This is a genomic window from Planctomycetia bacterium, from assembly GCA_016795155.1.
GTDB lineage: Bacteria > Planctomycetota > Planctomycetia > Gemmatales > HRBIN36 > JAEUIE01.
On sequence record JAEUIE010000025.1, the window covers coordinates 11,644 to 35,456 of the forward strand.

At 49.2% G+C, this 23,813-nt stretch carries 19 protein-coding genes; 15 read left to right on the forward strand and 4 right to left on the reverse strand.

What is annotated here, in order from left to right; all coding sequences use genetic code 11:
• Nucleotides 1-14: 14 nt before the first annotated feature.
• Nucleotides 15-2,471: a molybdopterin-dependent oxidoreductase gene (locus JNJ77_10085; GenBank protein ID MBL8822924.1), complete on the reverse strand. Its 2,457-nt coding sequence runs from the start codon at nt 2,469-2,471 to the stop codon at nt 15-17.
• A complete protein-coding gene (locus tag JNJ77_10090; GenBank protein MBL8822925.1) occupies nt 2,461-2,730 on the reverse strand; it encodes a hypothetical protein in 270 nt (89 codons plus the stop codon). Before JNJ77_10090 ends, JNJ77_10085 begins: the two co-directional genes overlap by 11 nt.
• Nucleotides 2,731-2,862: 132 nt before the next feature.
• Here JNJ77_10090 and JNJ77_10095 point away from each other — a divergent pair, with 132 nt between their 5' ends.
• From JNJ77_10095 to JNJ77_10140, 10 genes are all read left to right on the forward strand, one after another.
• Nucleotides 2,863-3,513 (forward strand): hypothetical protein, encoded by a 651-nt coding sequence (locus JNJ77_10095; protein MBL8822926.1) that lies wholly within the window; start codon nt 2,863-2,865, stop codon nt 3,511-3,513.
• On the forward strand, nt 3,506-4,435 hold the full coding sequence (locus tag JNJ77_10100) for a 4Fe-4S dicluster domain-containing protein (protein MBL8822927.1): 930 nt from the start codon (nt 3,506-3,508) through the stop codon (nt 4,433-4,435). The genes JNJ77_10095 and JNJ77_10100 overlap by 8 nt, the downstream gene beginning before the upstream one ends.
• Nucleotides 4,436-4,448: 13 nt before the next feature.
• Entirely contained in the window at nt 4,449-5,738 is a 1,290-nt protein-coding gene (nrfD, locus tag JNJ77_10105; GenBank protein ID MBL8822928.1) for a polysulfide reductase NrfD, read from the forward strand.
• Nucleotides 5,739-5,782: 44 nt separating this feature from the next.
• Nucleotides 5,783-6,241, forward strand: coding sequence for an Rrf2 family transcriptional regulator (locus JNJ77_10110; GenBank protein MBL8822929.1), 459 nt, complete (start codon nt 5,783-5,785; stop codon nt 6,239-6,241).
• Nucleotides 6,238-6,720 carry a cytochrome c nitrite reductase small subunit gene (nrfH, locus tag JNJ77_10115; protein ID MBL8822930.1) on the forward strand — a complete coding sequence of 161 codons (483 nt, stop codon included), beginning with the start codon at nt 6,238-6,240 and terminating at the stop codon, nt 6,718-6,720. Before JNJ77_10110 ends, nrfH begins: the two co-directional genes overlap by 4 nt.
• A 122-nt stretch (nt 6,721-6,842) precedes the next feature.
• Nucleotides 6,843-8,195 carry an ammonia-forming cytochrome c nitrite reductase subunit c552 gene (locus JNJ77_10120; protein MBL8822931.1) on the forward strand — a complete coding sequence of 451 codons (1,353 nt, stop codon included), beginning with the start codon at nt 6,843-6,845 and terminating at the stop codon, nt 8,193-8,195.
• A gap of 38 nt (nt 8,196-8,233) precedes the next feature.
• Nucleotides 8,234-9,526, forward strand: coding sequence for a hypothetical protein (locus tag JNJ77_10125; GenBank protein ID MBL8822932.1), 1,293 nt, complete (start codon nt 8,234-8,236; stop codon nt 9,524-9,526).
• 194 nt (nt 9,527-9,720) lie between these two features.
• Complete coding sequence (locus tag JNJ77_10130; protein ID MBL8822933.1) at nt 9,721-11,364, forward strand: alginate export family protein; 1,644 nt, start codon at nt 9,721-9,723, stop codon at nt 11,362-11,364.
• Between the two features lie 308 nt (nt 11,365-11,672).
• Nucleotides 11,673-13,148: a hypothetical protein gene (locus tag JNJ77_10135; protein ID MBL8822934.1), complete on the forward strand. Its 1,476-nt coding sequence runs from the start codon at nt 11,673-11,675 to the stop codon at nt 13,146-13,148.
• A gap of 462 nt (nt 13,149-13,610) precedes the next feature.
• A complete protein-coding gene (locus JNJ77_10140; protein ID MBL8822935.1) occupies nt 13,611-14,861 on the forward strand; it encodes a hypothetical protein in 1,251 nt (416 codons plus the stop codon).
• Between the two features lie 14 nt (nt 14,862-14,875).
• Here JNJ77_10140 and JNJ77_10145 read toward each other — a convergent pair whose 3' ends face one another.
• The gene (locus JNJ77_10145; GenBank protein MBL8822936.1) at nt 14,876-16,516 is read right to left on the reverse strand and encodes an AMP-binding protein; all 1,641 of its coding nucleotides are present in this window, start codon (nt 16,514-16,516) and stop codon (nt 14,876-14,878) included.
• 164 nt (nt 16,517-16,680) lie between these two features.
• On the opposite strand from JNJ77_10145, the gene JNJ77_10150 reads away from it, so the two are divergent.
• Nucleotides 16,681-17,226, forward strand: a complete 546-nt coding sequence (locus JNJ77_10150; protein ID MBL8822937.1) for a hypothetical protein — start codon at nt 16,681-16,683, stop codon at nt 17,224-17,226.
• A 13-nt stretch (nt 17,227-17,239) separates the two neighbouring features.
• On the opposite strand, the gene JNJ77_10155 is transcribed toward JNJ77_10150, so the two are convergent.
• The gene (locus JNJ77_10155) at nt 17,240-18,019 is read right to left on the reverse strand and encodes an SDR family NAD(P)-dependent oxidoreductase (protein MBL8822938.1); all 780 of its coding nucleotides are present in this window, start codon (nt 18,017-18,019) and stop codon (nt 17,240-17,242) included.
• A gap of 111 nt (nt 18,020-18,130) precedes the next feature.
• On the opposite strand from JNJ77_10155, the gene JNJ77_10160 reads away from it, so the two are divergent.
• The 4 genes from JNJ77_10160 to JNJ77_10175 all read left to right on the forward strand — a co-directional run bounded on the left by JNJ77_10160 (nt 18,131) and on the right by JNJ77_10175 (nt 23,811).
• A complete protein-coding gene (locus JNJ77_10160) occupies nt 18,131-18,793 on the forward strand; it encodes a hypothetical protein (protein ID MBL8822939.1) in 663 nt (220 codons plus the stop codon).
• A 92-nt stretch (nt 18,794-18,885) separates the two neighbouring features.
• On the forward strand, nt 18,886-21,228 hold the full coding sequence (locus JNJ77_10165) for a PSD1 domain-containing protein (protein MBL8822940.1): 2,343 nt from the start codon (nt 18,886-18,888) through the stop codon (nt 21,226-21,228).
• Nucleotides 21,229-21,244: 16 nt separating this feature from the next.
• Nucleotides 21,245-22,654, forward strand: coding sequence for a DUF1501 domain-containing protein (locus tag JNJ77_10170; GenBank protein MBL8822941.1), 1,410 nt, complete (start codon nt 21,245-21,247; stop codon nt 22,652-22,654).
• A 128-nt stretch (nt 22,655-22,782) separates the two neighbouring features.
• Nucleotides 22,783-23,811: a substrate-binding domain-containing protein gene (locus JNJ77_10175; protein MBL8822942.1), complete on the forward strand. Its 1,029-nt coding sequence runs from the start codon at nt 22,783-22,785 to the stop codon at nt 23,809-23,811.
• Nucleotides 23,812-23,813 lie beyond the last annotated feature (2 nt).

A 23,813-nucleotide genomic window follows, 5' to 3' on the forward strand; every position in this document is an offset into this window, starting at 1 on the left:
CAACTCCCTGGCATCTAAACCTTAACCACTCTTGCTGCACATTTCTTATAGTCAGGTTGTTTGCTGTACGGACAATGTTCTTCGAGAGTCAGCAGATTGCACAGGAGCTTTTCATCGAAGAAGGGAATGAATAGGTGTCCCGGCGGACATTGCCCTCGGCCATCAACCCAGGCAGGCAGGGTCAATTTTCCACGTCGCGTTTCCAGTCTGATGGAATCTCCAGTCTTGACACCCAAGGCTGAAGCATCCTGCCTGCTGATTTCCACATAAGCCCCCGGCATGGCACGGCGAAGTTGGGGCACTCTCATCGTCATGGTGCCAGTATGCCAGTGTTCCAGAACTCTGCCGGTATCGAGCCAGAATGGATAGTCGCCATCAGGCACTTCAGGCGGTGGAACATAGGGCCTGAACCAGATCAGTGCTTTATCATCTTTGGTGACTGAGTGATAGAACTGCAATCCCTTTCCATGTTTCACGTAACTATCCTGACCCTCGATGAACCGGTATCGTGTCTCCTTCCAGCTGCCGTCTGATTGCTGTACCACCGGCCAGCGCAGGCCACGTGCTTTCGTCAGTTCAACGTAGGGTGCAACATCCTTGTGTTTTATTTTGGTGAATTGCCGATACTCTTCATAGAGTTTTTCATCGACGTTGATTTTGCCGTAGTAGTTTTCCCACTTCCAGCATTCGACTTCTTTGCCGTCTTTGTCTGTCATGCGGAAAAGGAATTTTCCATCGGCATCTTTCATACCGGTGTGGCCCAGTTCAAATAGCTTGTGAGCGACAGCAATGGTTTGCCAGCAGTCATCACGTGCCTGTCCTGGAGGTGGTACCATCTTGAACCATTGGTGTGTTCGCCTTTCTGAGTTGCCATACACACCGTTCTTTTCGACCCACAATGCAGAGGGCAGAATGAGATCAGCCAGTTCAGTCGTAGCAGTTGGGTAAACATCGGAGACAATGAGAAACTTGTTTTCCAGTCCCTGTTTTCCACGGAACAGCTTATTCAAATTAGGTAGCGATTGCCCCGGATTAGTGACTTGAACCCAGAGGGTGTCAATATCGCCCCCTTTCTCCGAAGGAGTGCAGAATTTCTCCCACATCTGGACCGTGTGGTAACCGGGCTTGGGGTTAATACGGCCATCAGGCAGATGCCAGAGCTTTTCAGCCTTTGCTTTCTGTTCAGGGATATCAACCCGTAAATCGCCCGGCAGTGCATGGCACAGCGTGCCAACCTCGCGGACTGTGCCGCACGCTGAAGGTTGGCCTGTCAGACTCTGTGGACCATCTCCTGGTTTGCCAAAGTGACCACTCAGTAAGTGAATACCGTGTACCAGATTATTGATGGCTGTGCCCATCGTGTGCTGGTTCATGCCCATGCACCACAGGCTGAGAATTTTCAGCTTGGGATTGCTGAAGAGGTCGCCCAGCAGCTTGAGTTGGTCAACGCTCAGTCCGCTGATTTCACTGACTTTTTCAGGGGTGTAGGGTGCCAGCATCTTCTGGTAATCTTCAAATGTGATGGGTTTTCCCATCAGAGTGCCAAAGGTTTTGTAATCTGCCCAGTCCTTAAGCTGCTCGTAACGTTCGGGTGGAGCATCAGCACGAAAGTTGCAGTATTTCGACACAAAATCCTGGCTGTAGGTTTTGCGGGCGATCAATTGTTGAGCAATGCAGTTAGCTACTGCGAGGTCGCTATGAGGTTTCACCAGTAGAAAATGATCAGCCTGCTCGGTAGTGCGGGTACGACGATAACCCATGTCGATGAGCATCACCTTCTCGCCACGCAGTCTGCGGTCAATGATCCTGCTGAATAACACAGGGTGCATCTCGGCAGGATTGTTCCCCCACAGGATTACGACATCGGCGTGATCGAGATCGTCGTAACAGTTGTAAGGTTCATCCACACCAAAGGTGCTGATGTAACCAGTGACTGCGGATGCCATGCACAATCGGGCATTAGGTTCGATGTGATTGTTGCTCAGACCAGCCTTCATGAACTTGTTGGCGGCATATCCTTCAGGCACGGTCCATTGCCCGGAGCCATAAAGAGCAAACTTCTCCGGAGCTTGATGAATACGCTGGGCAATGGTGTTGATTGCTTCTTCCCAACTGATGGGTTCGAGCTTGCCATTCCTTCGCAGCATTGGTGTCGTCAATCGATCTTTGCCATAAAGGATAGACCCGACATGGTAGCCTTTGACGCACAGCAGTCCTTTATTCACTTCTGCCTGGCGATCACCTGCGATGGCAACGACGCGATTATCCTTGACTGCAACCTGCACGTGACAGCCTGTACCGCAGAATCGGCAAGGCGCCTTGTTCCAGGTGACATCAGGTATCACCGGCAGTTCCTGTCGTGGGGGCTGTTTGGCAGTAGCAGTAGTGGTTGCGCGTTCTGCGGCCAGTGCGGTGGCAGCAGCCAGGGCCGAAGACTTCAGGAAATGTCGACGATGCAATTCAAGCGACATGATGTGCCTCCTGTTCTACGGTGCAATCATCCTCGAACGCAACATAAGCAACATGCACTTGTTGAACCCCTTCGAGGCAGGCGAGTTCATCATGCCAGCGCTGTGCGTCTTCTGCGGTATCTGTTTCCAATACTAAAGGCAGGCGATTTTCAATGACTTGACCGAGTGTGCATTGTACCATGTTGTTCAAATGACAAAGCACAGCATCGGATATCTGACGTTGTGGATCAAATTCGAGTACCAGGCCACAGAGTTGCATAATGGTAACCCCACTCGAATGCTAACACAGATACTGTAGCCGGTATATCGTCGATATCAAGAATAAAAGAATAATTATTCTTGATTTATCCAGCCGATGGTGTATTGTGACTGTGCAGTGAGGAGGTGCATCATGTTATCTCCGTGGTTTTCGCTATTCCGGAAAGTCCTCAAAATACTTTTCGCTGTAATAGCTGCTGTCTGCTCGTCTTGTTCCAGGACCGACAATGCAGAGAAGACTAATACAGCTGCGGTGGAAGCAGCCATAGTTGAAGCGCAGTACAGCACCTTCATTCGTAAGCCTGCCGGTCCGCCTACTGTCAAAACGGATATGCTGGATCATCACGGCTCCCCCATTTCCGTAGCCTGTAATACCTGCCATACGACAAGGCCTGCCAACCACGAAGCCAAGATCGGTACCGTACTACTGCAGTTTCATCAGGGCATCAAAGGGGCGCATGGCAACTTGAACTGCGTGGCGTGCCACCATCCTGATGAAGGCTATCAGTCGCTCCGTCTCGCCAATGGAAAATCGCTTCCTTATACGGAAGTCATGCAGCTTTGTGCCCAATGTCATGGCCCGCAGTATCGTGATTACCAGCATGGTGCACATGGTGGGATGAATGGCTACTGGGATCTGTCACGTGGCAACCGTTACCGTAACAATTGCATTGATTGCCACAATGCACATGCTCCCAAATTCCCGACGCTGCAACCTGCACCCGGCCCCATCAATCCCCATGCTTCTCAAACCAGCGGAATGCAAGGAGCAGGCCATGAGTAAAAAAGTGAACCTGCCTGTTCTGGGTGAAGTCAATCGCCGCACTCTGGTGAAAGCAGGTGCTGCGACATTGGGTGTAGGGCTCCTGGCGAAGGCACTCCAACCAATGATGGAGTGGACCGCTAACATGAGCACGGATGAGTTCCTGCAAAAACACTACAAGGAACTTGATGCTGCAGAAAAGCAGCGTGTGCTTCGCCGCCTTTCAGAAGAGGCTCAAAAGGAATACGGCGTCAATGTTAAGATCAAGGATCCACAGCCTCAACGTGGTGTTAAATATGCTTATGCCCTGAACCTGAGTGTTTGCACCGGTTGCCGCAAATGTGCTGAAGCCTGCACCATCGAAAACAACCACGATAGGGCGAGTAATAACAGCTACATTCGCGTCTACGAAATGCAGAAGGGTGGCATTGATTTCTCCAAAGGCAATTGCAATTACGATCACCCAGTACCCGCACCTGACAAATTCTACATGCCGGTGCAGTGTCAGCAGTGTAATAATCCGCCTTGCGTTTCGGTTTGCCCGGTAGAAGCCACGTGGAAGGAGCCCGATGGTCTGGTAGTGGTTGATTACAACTGGTGCATTGGCTGTCGGTATTGTGAAGCAGCCTGTCCTTACCATGCCCGTCGCTTCAATTGGACTAAGCCCGAAGTACCAGCGAAAGAGATGAATCCCAACCAGGGATATCTCTCTAACCGGGTACGTCCCCAGGGGGTAATGGAAAAGTGTACCTATTGTCTGCATCGTGTTCGCGAAGGCAGGCTGCCTGCCTGTCTGGAAGCCTGCCCGACAGGAGCTCGTGTCTTTGGCAATATTCTCGATCCAAAATCCGAGATTCGATGGATCATTGATAACAAGCGTGTGTTCGTTCTCAAGGAAGAACTCGGCACTCAACCGAGTTTCTTCTATTTCTTTGATAAATAATCGGAGGTGCACGATGAGTTCTCTTGCTGCCTCCCCTCAGAATCAGCCTTCAGCTATTCTCAGTTATCCCCGTTTTCTGAGGCTGGCATTACATGTCGCGACAGAAGGCAAATGGCTGTTTTACCTCTGGATGACCATTCTGACCGGTGTCGCTCTGGTCGGCGCCAATGCCTGGGCGGTGCAGGTGCGTGATGGTATGGCCCGTACCGGCATGAGCGATCATGTCAGTTGGGGGCTTTACATCGCCAACTTCACCTTCTTTGTCGGATTGGCAGCAGGTGGGGTCATGATGGTGATTCCAGCCTACCTGTATCACGATCATGAGATGCACGATGTGGTGATCGTTGGGGAAATTCTTGCCATTGCAGCCATCATTATGAGTACGCTTTCTGTCGTGGTGGATCTCGGAAGACCGGATCGCTTCTGGCATCTCATTCCTGGCATAGGCAGATTCAACTGGCCCATTTCCATGCTCACTTGGGATGTCATCGTCCTCAATGGATATCTCCTCATCAATCTCCATATTGTTGGTTATCTGCTCTACATGCGATTTCTGGGCCGACAGCCGAACCCAAAGTGGTACATTCCGTTCGTGTTTCTTTCCATCATCTGGGCAATCAGCATTCATACCGTGACGGCGTTCCTGTACTGTGGATTGGGTGGCAGACCGTTCTGGAACACCGCCCTCCTGGCTCCGCGTTTTCTGGCATCTGCTTTTGTTTCCGGTCCGTCATTCATCATTCTTCTGCTGATGGTTATTCGTTATTCCAGCCGCTTTGCAGTGCCTGATAAAGCAGTCAACACGCTGGTACAGATCATCCGTATTTCCATGTGCATCAACCTGCTCATGCTGGTTTCAGAATTGTTCACCATCTTCTATACCGGAGGTGGGCACCTGGCTTCTGCCAAATATCTGTTCTTTGGTGATCATGGTCACTACGGTCTAGTACCCTGGATCTGGACGTCGATTGCCTGCAGTGTATTAGGCTGCATTCTGTTTCTCAGCCCGTGGGTCTTTAGCAAGACATGGGTTCTATTAGGCGCCTGTGTGCTTTGCATCGTCGGAATATGGATCGAGAAAGGAATGGGTTTGATCATTCCAGGTTTTGTGCCATCGACTCTGCATGAAATGGTGGAATATACTCCCAGCTTGACGGAATGGAAAATCACTGCTGGCATCTGGGCGTTCGGTCTGATGATACTGACGGTTATTCTGAAGATTGCCATCGCTGTGTTTGGTGGTGAAATGAAACTGGAGGAAACGAAGAGTCAGTCTTCACAGCCCGATCTTCAAACTCCATGATCGAATGTGATTTTGCACCGCTTGAGGTTAACCAGGATTCAGCCATGTTCTCGTACAGCAAAACAACACAATATGCGATTGCTGCAGCGAGCAGGCTGGCAGAAGTGTACGATGACAAAATCAAGTTGAGTTCCATGGATATTGCCCATGATCGCGGATTGCCCAAGCCAGTGGTTGCTAAGGTATTAACTGTGTTGTCACAAGCAGGAATTGTTACCGGCTCACCAGGCCCCGGAGGTGGTTATACACTTGCTGAATCGCCTGAGAAAATCACTCTGCACCGCGTCGCAGAGTGCTTTGATCGATTGGAACAACCATTGACCTGTCCGTTTGGTCCGGGATACTGTGGTACGGGTAATCCCTGTCCGTTGCATCATCAACTGGTCAATTTGCAGGAGCAGTTCTCTCGCTTTCTGAAGAATAACTCACTGGCATCTTTCAGAAAAAAAGGACAGGGTGCTAAACTCCTGGAGTTGATTCCTCCCCGGAGGAAATCGTCATGAAAGGACTGATCCTCTGGTTGGCTGGGGGCAGCATTATTTCAATGATCTTGTGGTGCCTGCTGGGAATACTGCTCGGTGCCGGTGCGTACACGGTTTATTATGGGGAAGGGCTATCGTATCTCAGCAGCGACCCAAAAGCCTGTGTGAACTGTCACATCATGCGGGAACAGTACGATGAATGGCAGAAAGCCAGTCATCATGCCGCTGCCAGTTGTGTCGATTGTCATCTACCGCATGATCCATTAGGCAAGTGGATCGCCAAAGCCGAGAATGGATTCTGGCATTCCAAGGGATTTACTCTTCAGGATTTTCATGAGCCTATTCGCATACACAATAAAAATGCAACTATTCTGCAGGCGAATTGTGTGAGATGTCATCAGGATTTTGTTCATCAGATAACCACTATCAAGCCATCAGAATCAAACACTGTTCATTGCGTCCACTGTCATAACCATGTAGGACACGGGCCTTCACGCTGAAGTAATGCAAAGGAGCCACTGTGACAAACTCAACTGCCTCTACAACCTCATCCTGGTCACGTTCTTCCTGGTCGGGGAAGCTGTTGCTATGTCTGCTGGTGGCAGCGGCTACCATCGGTGTCATGCTGCTTTGGCAGAACATTGCTGAGCGCAAGCAGGAAGCGTTGCAGAATGTTTTCAAAGTGGTGGAAGTCACAGAGGATACGATAGATCCAGCCATCTGGGGGAAGAACTATCCCCGACAATATGACAGCTACAGTAGAACGGTTGATGTTGAACGAACCCGACATGGAGGTTCGGAAGCATTTCAGAAACTGGATGATGACCCCCGCTGGCGAATACTGTTCAAAGGATATGCCTTCGGAGTTGATTATCGCGAGGAACGTGGGCATGCCTACATGCTCAAGGATCAGGAAGAAACCGAACGCGTCAAGAACTTCAAGCAACCCGGCGCCTGTCTGCACTGCCATGCTTCCGTTCTGACTGCCTATCAGCAGACAGGAGTGAAGGCTGGCATTCCTAACGATGCAGCACATCGGCAACAGGCCATCATGAAAGGATTTGAAGAAGTCTGCGCCATGCCCTATGCCGAGGCAAACAAACTGGTTTCTCATCCTGTCAGTTGCGTTGATTGTCATGATCCTGCCACGATGGCACTGCGTGTCACCCGTCCTGGTTTCATCAATGGTATGCAGGTGCTGGCACAGTCGAGCGATCCGTTGCCCCATCTCCCAAGCGTGGAACGCTGGCGCAAAGGATCACGGAAAACGCCCTACGATCCGAATCTCGAAGCCAGCAGGCAGGAAATGCGTTCCATGGCTTGTGCTCAGTGCCATGTGGAGTATTACTTCAAAGGCGAAAAGAAATTGCTGACATACCCCTGGCACAAAGGATTGAAGGCTGACCAGATTGAAGAATACTACGATGAAGTGGGCTGGAAAGACTGGGTGCATGCTGATTCCGGTGCTCCGGTTCTCAAAGCTCAACATCCCGAATTTGAACTCTGGTCGCAAGGCATCCATGCTCGTTCCGGCGTTTCCTGTGCCGATTGTCACATGCCTTATAAACGTGAAGGTGCTATCAAGGTTAGTGACCATCACATCCGGAGCCCGATGCTCAACATCTCGCGTGCTTGTCAGACCTGCCATCATTACCCTGAGCAGGAAATTCTGAGCCGGGTGAATGCCATTCAAGACCGCACGAAGAACCTGATGCTGCGGGCAGAGAATGCCACGGTCGATCTGATCAAGGCATTGAATGAGGCAGGCAAGCAGGGCAAAAACGATGAACAACTGAAAGCGGTTCGTGCACTTCATCGCAAAGCGCAGTGGCGTCTAGATTTCATCGCTGCAGAAAACTCAACGGGTTTCCATGCCCCACAGGAATCAGCCAGGCTGCTGGGTGAAGCCATCGATTTCGCCCGCCAGGGGCAGATCAAACTGCTTGAAGTAAATAAGCCGACTGGAAAACCTTAAAGTGATTTCGCTAATCCAAGCGAAAGTCGAGGTGTTCGATGTTATTCAGATTCTCCCTCTCCATCGTGCTGTTGCTGCTTGTTGCATTGACACTTTTTGCAAGCGATATCGAACGTGAACCCATTAATTATTCCAAGGCAACTCCTGACAACTTGATCAGCAGGCTGCAGGAGAAACTGGAAGCAGGCAAAGCAAGACTGAAGTACGATCCGGAACATGGCTACCTCAAAGAACTGTTACGTGAGTTCAGTATCCCACTTTCATCTCAGGTATTGGTGTTTTCCAAAACCAGTCTGCAACGCAGCCATATCAGTCCCAAAACGCCTCGGGCCATCTATTTCAATGATGACATCTATCTTGGATACTGCATGAATGGCAGTGTCATGGAAATTTCCGTGGCCGATTCAAAACTGGGAACGGTCTTCTACACGATCGATCAGGAACAACAATCCAAGCCTGTCATCAAACGACAGACAGACAGTTGTCTGGTTTGCCATGCATCATCCTACAATCACGGCTTGCCCGGACATCTCGTCCGTTCGGTTTATCCTGACAGTACCGGCGAGCCACTGCTCGCATCCGGGTCGTATCGTACGGATCATACCAGTGCATTCGCTGAACGCTGGGGCGGCTGGTATGTGTCTGGTACTCATGGCAAGCAGGAACACATGGGAAATCAAATATTCAGTAAACGAAAGAATGAATCGTCAGGTAATCAACCTGCCAGCCAGAATCTGAATGATCTTTCCAGGTTCTTTACAGCTTCCATGTACCCATCGCCACACAGCGATATCGTAGCACTCATGGTCCTGGAGCACCAGACTATGGTTCATAATCGAATAACTCGTGCGTTGCTCGAAACCCGGATGGCTCAGCACTATCAGGATGATTTGAATAAAGCACTTCAGGAAAAGCCGGGGACGGTCTTTGATTCCACAAAAAGGCGCATCGAGAATCTGGCAGATGAACTGCTGAAATGCATGCTGTTGAGCGATGAAACAAAATTGACCAATCCGATAACTGGCACCACTTCATTTGCAAAAGAATTCACGGAGAATGGTCCACGGGACAGCAAAGGTCGTTCACTCCGAGATCTCGATTTGCAAACGAGGTTGTTTAAGTATCCATGCAGTTACCTGATCTATTCCAAATCTTTCGATGCATTACCACCGGCAGTACTAGACGTCTTCTACCAGAAACTGTTCAAAGTCTTGACTGGGAAAGATCAATCGCCTCATTTTTCACAACTCAGCGCGAGGGATAGACAAGCAATTCTTGAGATCCTGATTCAGACTAAATCTTCTTTACCCGGTTACTGGAATAAACGATAAAAAGCGCCTGGTTCCCTATATTCACATGGTCCATTCGTAGCGGATTTGCTGTCCGGAATGGATAATTCCATCAAATGCAGATTTCTTCATTCATGTAAATTGACGGGTTTCTTCACTTATGTCGATTAAATGAGATACCGATGTCATGAATGCGGCAGGATGCTACATTCATTCTGCTCAAGGAGTGAGCGATAATGTCTGTTTCGGCTTCCCGTATTGTTTGTTATCTTTCTGGCTTATTACTTGGATTTGCTGGATTTGTCTCTGTTCTAGCTGAAGATGGAACGAAGCCAGTAACACCGTCGAAACCCGAAACATCTCCTGCTATTTCGTTCGATTGCCAGTCCGATGGTTGTAGGAATTGCTGCGCGTTCGATTTTTCAAAAACACCACCCATTTGGCCAGCTCCACGAACTGGTAACTTTCCGAATCCACCCAAAGGGCCTGGCTATTATTCGCTGTTAGACCAGATCCGAGGTGAGTACAGGGAAAATCCACCTAAGTATGGTTACCCTCCTTTTGCTTTGATGCAGTACAGTTTTTTCAACGCTGATTTTCGATATCTTGATGATCCGAAGAACACTTCGTTTGATTATTGCGATCCCATCAAGCGAATGCATCTGGGTAACAACTGGCTCTTCTCAACAGGCGGACAGGTCTGGAACCGGTACATGAATGAAGACAACAGCCGACTGACTCATACTGACAATAACTACGATCTGTTCCGCGTTCGAGCTTATGGTGATCTCTGGTATCAGGATAAATTCCGGTTGTATGCCGAATTCATCAGCGCTCACATATTCGATCCTGATTTGCCTCAACTGCCTATTGATGCGAATGGTGCTGATTTTCAGAACCTGTTTATTGATCTGAAAATTGCTGAACTCGATGGTAATTCAGTATATCTTCGTGTTGGTCGTCAGGAATTGCTGTATGGTTCTCAGCGACTCATCTCGACACTCGACTGGGCAAATACTCGCCGCACCTTTCAAGGTGTATCAGCACTGTATCAAAGTGAAAAGTGGGATCTGTCCGCTTTCTGGGTTCAGCCTGTATTGCCAGACAAAGAAAAGTTCGATTCTGTGGATAACAATCAGAACTTTGCAGGCTTGTGGGCAACACATCGGCCTGAAAAAGGACAGTCCATCGATCTGTACTATCTGTTCCTTGACAATACCAATGAAGTGACTCAACTCAATATGACGCGTGCTCCATACAACGTGCACACAATGGGAAGTCGTTACTTTGGCGACAAGGATAATGTGCTTTGGGATGTGGAAGCTGCGTTGCAGTTAGGTAAACGTGGTGAAGGTCAGATTGTCGCAGGCATGGCAACAGCAGGTGCCGGGTATCATTTCTCCAATCTGCTCTTCAACCCTACCTTCTGGGTTTATTACGATTATGCAACAGGAGACAGCAATCCTAACGAGGGTAGCTACACCACATTCAACCAGCTGTTTCCATTCGGGCATTATTATCTGGGATGGGCTGACCTGGTTGGCAGGCAGAATATCCAGGATCTTAATGCCCATCTGTATCTCTATCCAACGAATTGGATAACACTTTGGCTGCAGTACCATCACTTCCGTTTGGCAGCAAGTCAGGATGCACTCTACAACGCTGCTGGACTGGCAATCCGTCGCGATCCATCGGGTAACGCCGGCTCAGAGGTAGGAAATGAGTTTGATCTTGTCCTCAACTTTCACTTAACCAAACACTCAGATCTGATGTTTGGCTATAGCAAGCTGTATGGAGGCTCTTTTCTCGAAGAGACATCTTCAGCGGAAAAAGCTGTCAATTCAGACATGCTCTTTCTGCTCTACAGTTACCGCTGGTAGCAAACCAACCTGTTAAAATTGACAGCTTCGTGTGGTGTAATGCTTTGGAAGATGACTGATGATCAGAAGATAAGACTGATTCGCAGGTTGGTAAACTTGCGTAATCAGGCATAGTTGCGATGTCTCTGTCGAGCAGGACAGGATAATTCATCGAAAAATGGCATTTATTGCCTGTTTTCTCTTGCAACCTGTTGTCAGAATGTAGAGAAATACAGTAGGATGTTTCGCATTCAGTAACATAGTCTACGATGCAAGTTACAGCTTGTAATAACGCTGTACTCATATACCGATACCACACCGAGGGTGCTATGAAACGCTTGATGGTTGCATGTATGGTCATGTCCTTGATGGCTAAGCCCATTTCCGCCCAGGACATCAACAAGTTGCTGCAACGTGTGCCTGCGACGGCTAATCTGTTAACAGTAATTGATTCTTCTGCACTGATGAAAACTGCCAAGGCACAGGCTGAAGGCTGGTCGCAAAAGAGAAATCTGGACTATCTCAGTGGCAAGATTCCTTTTCCTCCAGCCATCACGTTTGCCGTGATCGCTGCAGAAGTAGATACTGCTGAACGTCGCAATAACTGGCAGATCAGCCTCTTGCAATTTCCAGACAAGGTTTACGAAGACAAACTCGCTCAGCGTGAAGGTTCCGATGTCGAACTGATTGAAAACCTGTATGTAATTCCTTCCCGCCGCAACATGTACTTTGTCCAGTTCGACAGAGAAAGTTATGGCATCTATTCGCCAGCTAATCGTCAAAAGATGATCAACTGGGTCAAGTTTGCCAAGAACAACAGTGATGCTAAATTCAATCCCTATCTGATTGATGCTGTTTCACGTGGCGGCGCGAATGGCCAACTCAATATTGCCATGGACCTGTCACACAGTCTGGATCGTGTCGAAATCATCAACAGGTTGCAATCATCCAAGTTGATTATGGATTCCGGAATTGATCGCAAGCAATTGACCGATTTGATCGCTGGAATCAAAGGCTTGCGTTTCAGCTTGAACGTCACCAATAATTACATGGGCGAGCTAAGCATTGACTTTAACGACAATGTTCAGCCTTTCGAAAAGGTGCTGCCTGGGTTCCTGGTAGAAACGCTGGAACGCGCCGGATTCAACATGGGTGATTTGACACAATGGCAGAGCACCATGCGTGGAAAAACGCTTACTCTTAAAGGGGCGATCGATAATGACGATGTGACACGAATTCTGCACATGGTGATGCCACCAACAGTAGACACCTCGACGAATAATAATCTCAGCGGCGAAGCATTGATGGCAGCTACTTCACAATCCTATTTCAAAGCAGTGGATTCGCTTCTCAAAGACCTGCGTGCTCGAAGTGATCGTTTCGATCGCAACAAGGATTGGAATACCAATGCACAGTGGTATGAATACACGGTAAACAAGATCAATTCACTTCCAGTGGTGAATACGGATGAAGCTCTGCTGGCCTATGCAGCACAGGTAACGGATCAATTGTCTATCTGTTCTGAAAACCTCCGGGGTGTCAGCATTGAGGGCAAGGTTATTGATAGTTATCGTCGCGGCGGACGTGTTGCTGGTTGGGGTGGCTATTATGGTGGCGGTGGTTACAATGGTCTGGCTGGTGGTGGATTCGTGGGCAACACTTCAAATCGCCTCGAAGTGGAATCAGCGAAATTGGAAAATGCAGCCAAGGGAACCAAGGACCGCAATGCCATCTGGACTAAGATCAGTGAACAAACCACAACTATTCGCGATCAGATGGCTAAGAAGTACCGACTGGAATTCTAATATCTCAGAATCTGAATACATCTAACCGACCTGTCCGCAGGTCGGTTTTTTTTACGCCTGTTAGCTTGCTGGATAAAGCCTTCGTTTCTCTTAAGATGATAGTGCCTGCCTATACTCTCGCTGTCAGGAGAGCCTGCCATTCGATTTTGTCTGGTTGTTTTAATCTCGATAATTTCTGGCACTGCTGCACAGGCTGGCCCGCCAGCATTCACTGGGCTATACCCGGCCGGTACACAGCGCGGTACCACCACCGAAATTACTGCTTTAGGTACTTTTGATACATGGCCTGTACAGATCTGGGTCAGCGACAGTAAAGTCAGTATCAAGCCAGGCAAAGATAAAGGTAAGCTGGCAGTTTCCGTTGCTGCAGATGCGGTACCCGGCATTTACTGGATTCGATTAATCTCCAGCGATGGCTCGAGTTCTCAACGCCCTCTACTCGTCAGTACGACACAGGAAGCCTTGGAAAGAGAGCCGAACGATAAGGCCGATCAGGCAGCCATCATAACTTTGCCTCACATCATTAATGGTAAGTTGAATCGCAACGGCGACGTCGATCACTTTGCCGTTTCACTCAAAAAGGGCGAGACATTGACGGCTGCAGTCGAAGCACATCAGGCTTTTCGATCAGCTGCAGATACAGTCCTGCAATTGGTCACACCAACAGGTACGGTACTGGCCCAGAATCATGATTATCGTGGCCTGGATCCACAACTGGTTTACGAGGCAGGCAGCGATCAGAAAGTGATCATCCGTGTTTTCGGGTTTCCAGCTAATCCGGATCAATCCATTCGTTTATCCGGCGGCGATCTTTTTGTGTATCGTCTTTTGCTCACCACTCAGGGAATTGCTGAATATGCATTGCCCTTGGCAGTGAATCGTGACAAACCAGACCCCATTAAATTGTTCGGTCAACGATCCGTTGAAAAGCAACCACTGGTGAATTGGAATGGAGTTGCGGGTGTAGTGTATCATCCACATTTCTTGGGTTATGCTGCAATTCGAAAAGAAACCATACCGTTGAAAGACGCCAGCGATACCAGCGTCACGGAAATGGTGAATGCTCCAGTTGGCATCACCGGCCGATTATCTAAATCCAATCCTGAGTTTCAGTTGAAATGGCAGGGTGAAAAAGGCAGGAAAGTTATCATTCAGGTACTGAGTCACAGCTATGGACTGGAAGTCGATCCAGTTGTCGTCATTCAGGATTCAGGTGGCAAGCAGGTTCATCAGGCACAACTTAATACTTTGATTAACGATTTGTCTACTCCATTTGTACCTGCCGATAGTGGAGTATTTACAGTCAAAGTTAGAGATCTTCATGGCAGACATGGATTTCGGCAGGTGTTCATGCTGCGTATTACGTATGAGGTGCCCGACTTCAGTGTTCAACTGGATAAGGACAGCTTCATCCTCTCTGCCTCTAAACCGCTTGAGATTCCTCTGAAGTTGACTTCAGTGTCAGGCTTTTCTGAAGATGTCGACTATCAGGTACAGGGGCTGCCAGCAGGTGTACAGAACAATGTCATCACAACAGGTTCGGGAGACAAGAAAACTATCGCAATTCAATTGCAGACAACCCAGGTGGGGATACAGACTCCATTCCAGATACGTGCTGTCTGCAGGAAAAGTAACCTTCAACGTGCTGTACTGGCTTCACTACCCGATTACGGCGAAACAACTTCGAATTTCTGGCTAACGACCATCAAGTAGATTGAACAGGGTAATTAGTTGATATTACTGAATAGTTCCTCCGCCTTCTCCAGCAGTCTGGCTCCCATCTCGCGTAAATGAAATTTCTGAACTTTGCCGGTTACCGTCATGGGAAAACTGTCGGTAAATTGCCAGTATTTGGGTATTTTGAATGCACTGAGACGAGGCTGACAATAGTTGATGAGGTCGGTTCTGGTCAGCGATGCATCAGGCCGTAATCGAATCCATGCCATCACCTCTTCACCATATTTTGTGCTGGGAACACCGACGATGTGCGCTTCACTCACATCAGGATGTGTATGCAATACAGCTTCAATTTCTGCAGGATAAATATTCTCGCCGCCACGAATGATCATGTCTTTGATTCTTCCGACAATTTTCAGATATCCATCTTCATCCATGACAGCAAGATCGCCGGTACGCATCCAGCCTGCCGAATCAATGCTGGCTGTGGTTGCTTCGAGATTATCCCAGTAGCCTGACATGACACTGTAGCCTCGGGTGCAGAGTTCGCCAGGCGTATTGCGCGGTAGAACCTGGGCTGTACATGCATCACGGATGCAGATTTCCACATGTGGATGTACTTTACCTACTGTGCTGACACGACGTTCAACTGGATCATCTCTTAGCGACATGGTTGAGATGGGAGAAGTTTCCGTCATGCCATATCCAATAGCAACCTCAGGCATGTGCAGCTTGGAAATAACATCGCACATCAATTCAATCGGGCAGGGTGCTCCTGCCATCACACCGGTTCGTAACGAAGAAACATCGTAGGATTCAAACCCTGGCTCCTCCAGCAGGCAGCGGAACATGGTCGGTACTCCATAGAGTGAAGTACATCGCTCCTGCTGTACTGCCTGCAAGGTGGGTTTGGCTGCAAATGCTTCAGCAGGCACGACCACACAGGCTCCACGAGCCAGACACGCGAGATTTCCCAGTACCATTCCGAAACAATGATAAAAAGGTACCGGTACGCAGACACGGTCCCGTTCCGAATAGGCAAGGGATTCTCCTACAAACCAGGCATTGTTGAGAATGTTATGATGTGTAAGCGTTGCCCCCTTGGGATGCCCGGTGGTTCCTGAAGTGTATTGGATGTTGATGGGGTCATCAAACTGGAGCATGCTCGCTCGCATTTCCAGATCTTTTTCCGGAACTGTTTTGCCTGTTGCCAATAGTGTTTCCCAATCTTGATTTAGAAACAGAATATGTTGCAACGCATCACAACGTGGCCGAACGGTTTCAATGATGCTCAAGTAATTGCTGTGCTTGAAGCCAGCAGCATGAATGAGGACGGATATACCAGCCTGCTGGAGGACAAATTCCAATTCCGGAGCCTGGTATGCCGGGTTGACATTAACCAGAATGGCACCAACACGTGCTGTGGCATACTGAACCGCAACCCATTCATAACAATTGGGTGACCAGATGCCTACACGGTCTCCTGGCCTTACACCCATCGCCAAGAGTCCCCTGGCACAATCATTGATCAGTTCCCAAAGCTTTGCATATGTCGCCCGAAAGTTTTGGGAGCAAACAACAAGTGCGTCTCTGTCTGGAAACTGCTGTACAACACTTTCTAACTGTTCGCCAATAGTCATACCCAACAATGGCGATGAGTAGGCACCGTGCGTATAGGATGGATTGATCATGCAGAGCATGGTAGCGAAAAAACTGCACGAGAGTGAAAGGAATTCCCACATTCTTATTCCACATGACAATAAGAATACTTTACATTATTGGTGAATACTCCTGTATTAACTTGGTCATGGCTGATCGCTCATCAGGCAATCACGTGGGATTTGAGGAACGTAACATGAGCAGTAAGTTTTTCGCCTGGAGTATGTTGCTCATCGTCCTTCTGGCGCCTGCAGGTTGTGCTAAACCAAAACCACCTGCAACGCTGGCCGCCAATGCTCCACTTTATTTCCATCCCGAGTTGAAACTCAGCTGGCCTGTTACACCACGGGAAAGTTGTGAGGAGAAAGACCTGCCTGGCGGCATTCATCGGATGTATCATGCAGTCAGTCAAACAAGTTCGCGTTCCGGTGATGTATCATTAATGGCGAGTGTCGTCGAATACCCCGCTGGGAAAGTGAAAGATGCACCAACTATGATCAATGAGTACTTATTCGCAACCAATGGTGATGAAACCAGTCGAAAAACAATCAGTCATGGTCCGGACCAATTACCTGGCGTTGAAGTTACCACACGCATTCTCAGTAAATATGGGCGAAAACTGGTCGTAGTTGCCGGGAATCGAATCTATGAACTCGTAGCGACATGTCCTCGCGAAAAGCCACTCAATCAGCCTGAGATCAATGCATTTTTTGATTCACTGCATATCAAAAAAACTCCCTGAACTCCTGGTACGATCAATATTCAACTTTGACGTTCAACCTAGTGAGGTAATCACCCATCCAGGTAGGCATCAGTCGACTCATCACCAGTAGTGCATAGTTGCCGAATGGAAACGCGAAGTAAGGCTTCTTCTTTTCAATTGCAGGCATCATTCGATTGACTGCGTCTTCCGGAGAAAGAATGCCAGGCGTTGGCACACCCAGCATGGCATTCATTTGCGATCGGATATAACTCGGGCAGATGGTGGTACAGTGAATGCCGTAAGGCTTCAACTCAACACGCAGACTGTCAAGAAACGCACTGACACCAGCCTTGCTGGCACAATACCCTGCCATGTGAGGCAAACCCCGATAACTGGCCAGACTGGAGAGGGCAACAATGTGTCCCTGTTTTCTTTCAATCAGCCCAGGCAGAATAGGTTCCAGTGTATTGGCCATACCGATGAGATTCACTGCTATCTGCTTCTCAAATATGTCAGCACTGAAATTCTTGATGGGATTGTTCAGTGCAACTCCTGCATTGGCAATAATAACGTTCGTTGGCCCTAGTTCGGTTTCAAGCTGCTTGATAGCTGCATGCATGGTCTGTCTTGAAGTGATATCACACGCAAACAGGCTTACTTTGACTTGTTGATATTGTTGAACAAGTTTATCGCGGATTTGCTGTAAAGGCTCAATTGCGAGGTCCATCAACCCTAAAGATGCTCCGCGCTTGGCAAACTGTTCTGCCAGTTGACTGCCAATGGCACCAGCAGCGCCCGTGATTAACACCACTTGCCCAGCATAGTTGTGCATGGTTGTACCTGATTCCATTGATCGATCACCATGGACATGGTGTTTATATTTAATGTTTGATCTGTAAGAGTGGTGATATCACAATAGCTGTTGAGTTACCTGGAGAACAGCATGGACGAGTTGTTGTTCGAAGATAGCAGATTGTCAGAGGAACTGGATTCGCGGGTACGATCCGACTTGCGGCAAGGTGAAAAGTTGCTTTGGGTCGGGCAGCCCCGTCCGGGCCGGCTGTCTCGGCAGGCCTGGCCGATTGTGCTGTTTGGAATTCCATGGACTGCTTTCGCGCTTTTCTGGATGGCCATGGCTTCCGGATTTATCTTCCTTGGTAATCAGAACCCTCAACCTGCTGGTCAAGGCTTCGATATATTTCGCTGGTTCTTCCCTTTGTTTGGTTTACCTTTTGTACTTGTCGGCTTGGGAATGCTGAGTTCACCGTATTGGTTCACCAGACGCGCCAGAAAAACCTGTTATGCCGTCACAACGCAGCGAGCCATCATCTGGCAGGCAGGCTGGTTTGGAAGCATGGAAATACGTTCGTTTGCACCTGCTGAACTCAACAGAATTCGACGAGTGGAATACGCTAACGGTGAAGGCGATTTAATATTCGAAGACTTGTTGACTATGGCACATTTCGAACGATCCAGACATCAGACCAGTATGCGGGCGGGTTTTATGGGCATCAGTAATGTTAAGAAAATTGAAGAGTTAATTACCAAGGCTCTATTGCATCCATCCAACGAGACACCTCAATCAGAAAACACTTCTCAGCAGTAACTTCATGCAACTGCAATTGCATGCATGTTATCGCTTGCGTACCTTTTGCCCGCGCGTTAGTGTCAAAATGTTACTGTTTACCGGTTGAGAAGATGATTCGCAACATTACCAGCATTTTATCTTTTCTGACCTTCATCTCACTTGCTTGGGGTGATGAACCACCGGTTGATTTCTTGCGGCAAATCAAACCGATTCTCTCGGACAAGTGTTTCCAGTGCCACGGCCCGGATGACCAACATCGTAAAGCTGGCTTAAGGCTTGATGTCGAAAGCCAGGCTAAAGGTAAACGCAAAAACCGAATAGCCATTGTTCCTCACGATCTGAAGCGAAGCACACTGCTCCAGAGAATTGAATCGGAAGACCGTGAAGATCGCATGCCACCACCAGATTCAGGCAAGCAACTGACCGAGGCTGAAATTCAATTACTGAAACGCTGGATCAGCCAGGGTGCTCACTGGGGGGATCATTGGGCCTATGTGCCACCCAAAAAGGCAGACAAACTGGTAACCATTGATGGCTACCTTATAGCCAGGCTTCAACGGGAAAAGTTGACCCAGTCGCAACCAGCCGACACGGTAACACTGATGCGACGGCTCCATTTCGACCTGATTGGTCTGCCACCAACTCCTTATGAAGTCAACCGTTATCGACCAGCAATGTATGAACAGATGGTTGATCGTTTGCTGGAACGTCCGGAATATGGTGAACGCCTCGCCAGCTACTGGCTTGATCTGGTCCGCTATGCAGACACCGTAGGTTACCATGGCGACCAGGATCATCATGCAACTCCCTATCGCGATTACGTTATTGACAGCTTCAACCGCAACGTACCGTTTGATCGTTTCACTCAAGAGCAGCTTGCTGGCGATTTGCTGCCCAATAGTGGCATGGATGAGAAAATTGCCACTTGTTACAACCGGTTGCTGCAGACTTCCCACGAAGGTGGCGTGCAGCCTAAGGAATACCTGGCAATCTACGCTGCTGCCCGTGTCCGCAATGTTTCCACAGTCTGGATGGGTGCTACGCTAGGCTGCGCTCAATGTCATAATCACAAGTTTGATCCCTACACCATCAAAGACTTCTACTCGTTTGCAGCATTCTTTGCCGATGTGGATGAAGAAAAGCACTTGCGAGGGGGAGGCAGTGACACAGTACCGACAAAACGCCCTCCTGAAATCATTGTTCATACCCGGTTACAACGAGAACGTCTTGCAGCATTGGAAGAAGTCATCCGCACCAATGAGAGAGAATTCAAGAATGCTACACCAGAAGCCAGAACCCAACTGGAGAGACAAATACGCCAGGCACGTTCCGATAAACTGCAACTGGAGAAAAACAGTCGAAAAGTCATGGTGACTCAAGCGGTTACTCCGCGCATCACCCGCATCCTCCCGCGTGGTAACTGGCTCGATGACAGCGGTCCAGTAGTGGAACCTGCTGTGCCTGAGTTTCTAGGTAAACTTTCCGTCACGGCTCGTCGTGCCAATCGGCTGGATTTAGCCCGCTGGCTAACCGATGAAAAGCAGGGTATCGGTGGGCTGACTGCACGTGTCTTTGTCAATCGTCTTTGGGCGCTTTTTTTCGGTCAGGGACTTTGCAGAAGTCTGGAAGATTTTGGCAATCAAGGTTATGCACCAGATCATCCTGAACTCCTCGATCACCTGGCAAACGATTTCATCGAGAGCGGTTGGAATGTCAAAAAGTTGATCAAACAGATTGTTATGAGCAAAACCTATCAGCAATCTTCTAACTACCGGCTTGAACTCAAGGATCGCGATCCAGAGAACAGGTTACTGGCCAGGCAAAGCAAGTTCCGCCTGCCCGGTGAAATGGTACGAGACAATGCTCTCTTAGTCAGTGGCTTGCTGGTTCTCGAACGGGAAGGAAAAAGTATCAAGCCCTATCAGCCGGCTGGTTACTATCGTCATCTGAATTTTCCCAAGCGAGAGTATCATCCCGATCTGAATCAACAACAATTTCGCCGAGGTGTCTATGTTCATTGGCAAAGGCAATTTCTCCACCCGATGATGAAAGCCTTTGATGCACCGAGCAGGGAAGAGTGTACGGTGCAACGGCAACGGTCGAACACCCCACAAGCAGCACTCGTTCTTCTGAACGACCCCACATTCCTCGAAGCAGCACGCCATTTTGCTCAGAAGATAATGTCTCACGAGCAACCCGATAACAAGTCGCGTATTCAACATGCTTTCAACAAGGCACTTAACCGGCAGCCAGACGATGCAGAGCAGGCCATTTTGCTGGACATGCTGACACACAGCAGAAACGCATACAGAACAAACCCTGAAGCAGCTCGAAAACTCATCACAGTGGGACTCACTAAGCCTGATGCAACGTTCGATCCAGTCGAACTGGCATCCTGGATGATGGTCAGTCGAGCCATTTTCAATCTCAGCGAAATGGTGACACGGAATTGAAAGGCAAACGAACCGAATGAACCCCTTTTCTTCCATCACACGCCGCTCATTTCTGGCCCGCAGTGGCATCAGCGTCGGCGCTCTTGCGCTGGGTGATTTGCTACACCGAGATTTGTTCGCCAGTGAACGTGGCTTGCCTGGGTTGCCTCATCATAAACCCAAAGCAAAGCGGGTGATTTTCCTCTACATGTCTGGCGGGCCAAGCCATCTGGAAACTTTTGACTACAAACCAGAGCTGGCCAAACACGATGGCAAACCGATGCCCGCTTCATTCACCAAAGGCCAGCCTATTGCCCAATTACAGGGTGCAGAACTCAGGGCTCAGGGGCCACTCACTCGTTTCGCTAAGTATGGCAAGAACGGCCAGTGGATCAGTTCCTTTCTACCCTGGCATGCCACCATGGCTGATGACATTACGATCATCCGCTCGATGGTCACCGATCAGATCAATCACGACCCGGCCCACACCATGATGAACACCGGCACCGCCATCAGTGGCAGGCCTTCGATGGGTTCGTGGATCACCTATGGCTTGGGCAGCGAATGCGACAACCTGCCCGGGTTCATCGTCATGACGAGTTTTGCAGGCCGGAATCCACAGCCTATCTCGCAGCGCATGTGGGGGCCTGGATTTTTGCCAAGCCGATATCAGGGTGTCGAATTCAATTCTGTAGGAGAGCCGGTTTCCTACCTCAAACCACCGGTAGGAATTACTTCCACTCAACAGAAGAGATTGGTGGATTCCATTATTTCACTCGACCAGCATCGCAATAAGCAGGCATTCGACCCTGAAGTGGAGACACGTATCAAAGCATACGAGATGGCGTTTAAAATGCAGACCGCGGTTCCCGAACTCATGGACATCTCCAAAGAACCAGCCAGTGTTCTGGAAAAGTACGGAGCCACACCGGGTGACGGGTCATTTGCTTCCAACTGTCTGCTGGCACGTCGGCTCGCTGAACGAGGTGTGCGTTTTATTCAACTGTATCATCGCGACTGGGATCACCACGGCGACCTGGTGCGCTACATGAACATCTGCTGTAATGCGACAGACAAGCCCACGTATGCGTTGCTCCAGGATTTGAAACAGCGAGGCATGTTGGACGATACCTTGATCATCTGGGGCGGTGAGTTTGGCCGTACGCCGATGTACCAGGGTAAAGGCGGTGTAGGACGTGATCACCACATCAAAGGATTTTCCATGTGGCTGGCAGGCGGAGGCATCAAGCCCGGCATCAGTTATGGCAACACTGATGAACTCGGATATCACGCTGTCGAGAATCCAGTCCATGTCCGCGATCTGCACGCTACTGTGCTGCATCAACTAGGAATCGACCATAATCGGCTTTCAGTGAAATATCAGGGGCTGGACATGAAGTTGACGGGAGTGGAACCGGCACGGGTGGTGAAAGAGATTCTGCTGTGAAAGTGAATAACAATTTGGACCCAATGTTGTCTTCGCAATACCAACTATCGCACAATGAACTTTTTCATTCCATTTCGCAGACTGGCTGAGTACTATTTACTCTTCCCACGTACTCTCCATGGAATGTCATGCTGCGCACTTCCTTACTTTTGTCATTGGCACTTGTTGCCTTGGGTTGTTCATCGAAATCTTCTACTTCCATAGTAACCAAGTACCGTATTGGTGTAGTGCCCAAGGGAACCACCCACGATCACTGGAAAGCAGTTCGTGCCGGGGCATTGCAGGCGGCACAGGAACTGGGCAACATCGAAATCCTCTGGGATGGCCCTTCGCGTGAAGATGAACGAGGCAGACAGCAGGAAATCGTCGAACGGTTCACCAGCACCAATTCAGTCAACGGCATCGTCTTGGCTCCGTGTGACAAAACTACATTGGTCGAACCCGTAAAAGCCGCCTTGGCGCAGAACAAATACATCGTCCTGATCGATTCTGACTTGGAAAACAAACCCGAAATACAAAACAATCCCTATTACCTCGGGTATGTTGCCACCAATAACAAACAGGGTGGCGTGGAAGCAGGCAAACGGGTGCTGGAATTGATCAAAGGAAAACCATCCGCACGCGTCATGATGATCCGCTACCAGCGAGGTTCAGAAAGCACCGAACAGCGTGAAGCTGGCTTTCGCGAAACCATTCAGGCCGCCCAGGCTGCTGGTCAGAAGATTGAACTGATCGAGCCACAAGATGAAGCAGGCGCTACTGTCAGTTCCGCTCAGCCGGTCGCTGAAAGATTGTTGCAGAAGGAACAGAACCTGGATGTGCTCTTCATGCCCAATGAATCATCCACTGCCGGGGCCTTGGCAGCCATGGAGGCGCTAAACCTTACGGATAAGATCAAACTCGTTGGTTTCGACATGAGCCAGACGTTAATTTCTGGAATGCAGACGGGCAAGATTCAAGGCCTGGTGTTACAGGATCCCTTTGAAATGGGCTATCAGTCTGTGAAACGCATTCATGATAAGCTTACGGGCAAACCCCGCACCGGAGACGTGGTCTTTTACACGGGCCTGGCCATGCTGACTAAGCAGAACATGGAAGAACCCCGCCTGAAAAACCTGTACGCCCGTCAGGAACAAGTCGTCAGTGGAAAGAAATAGGT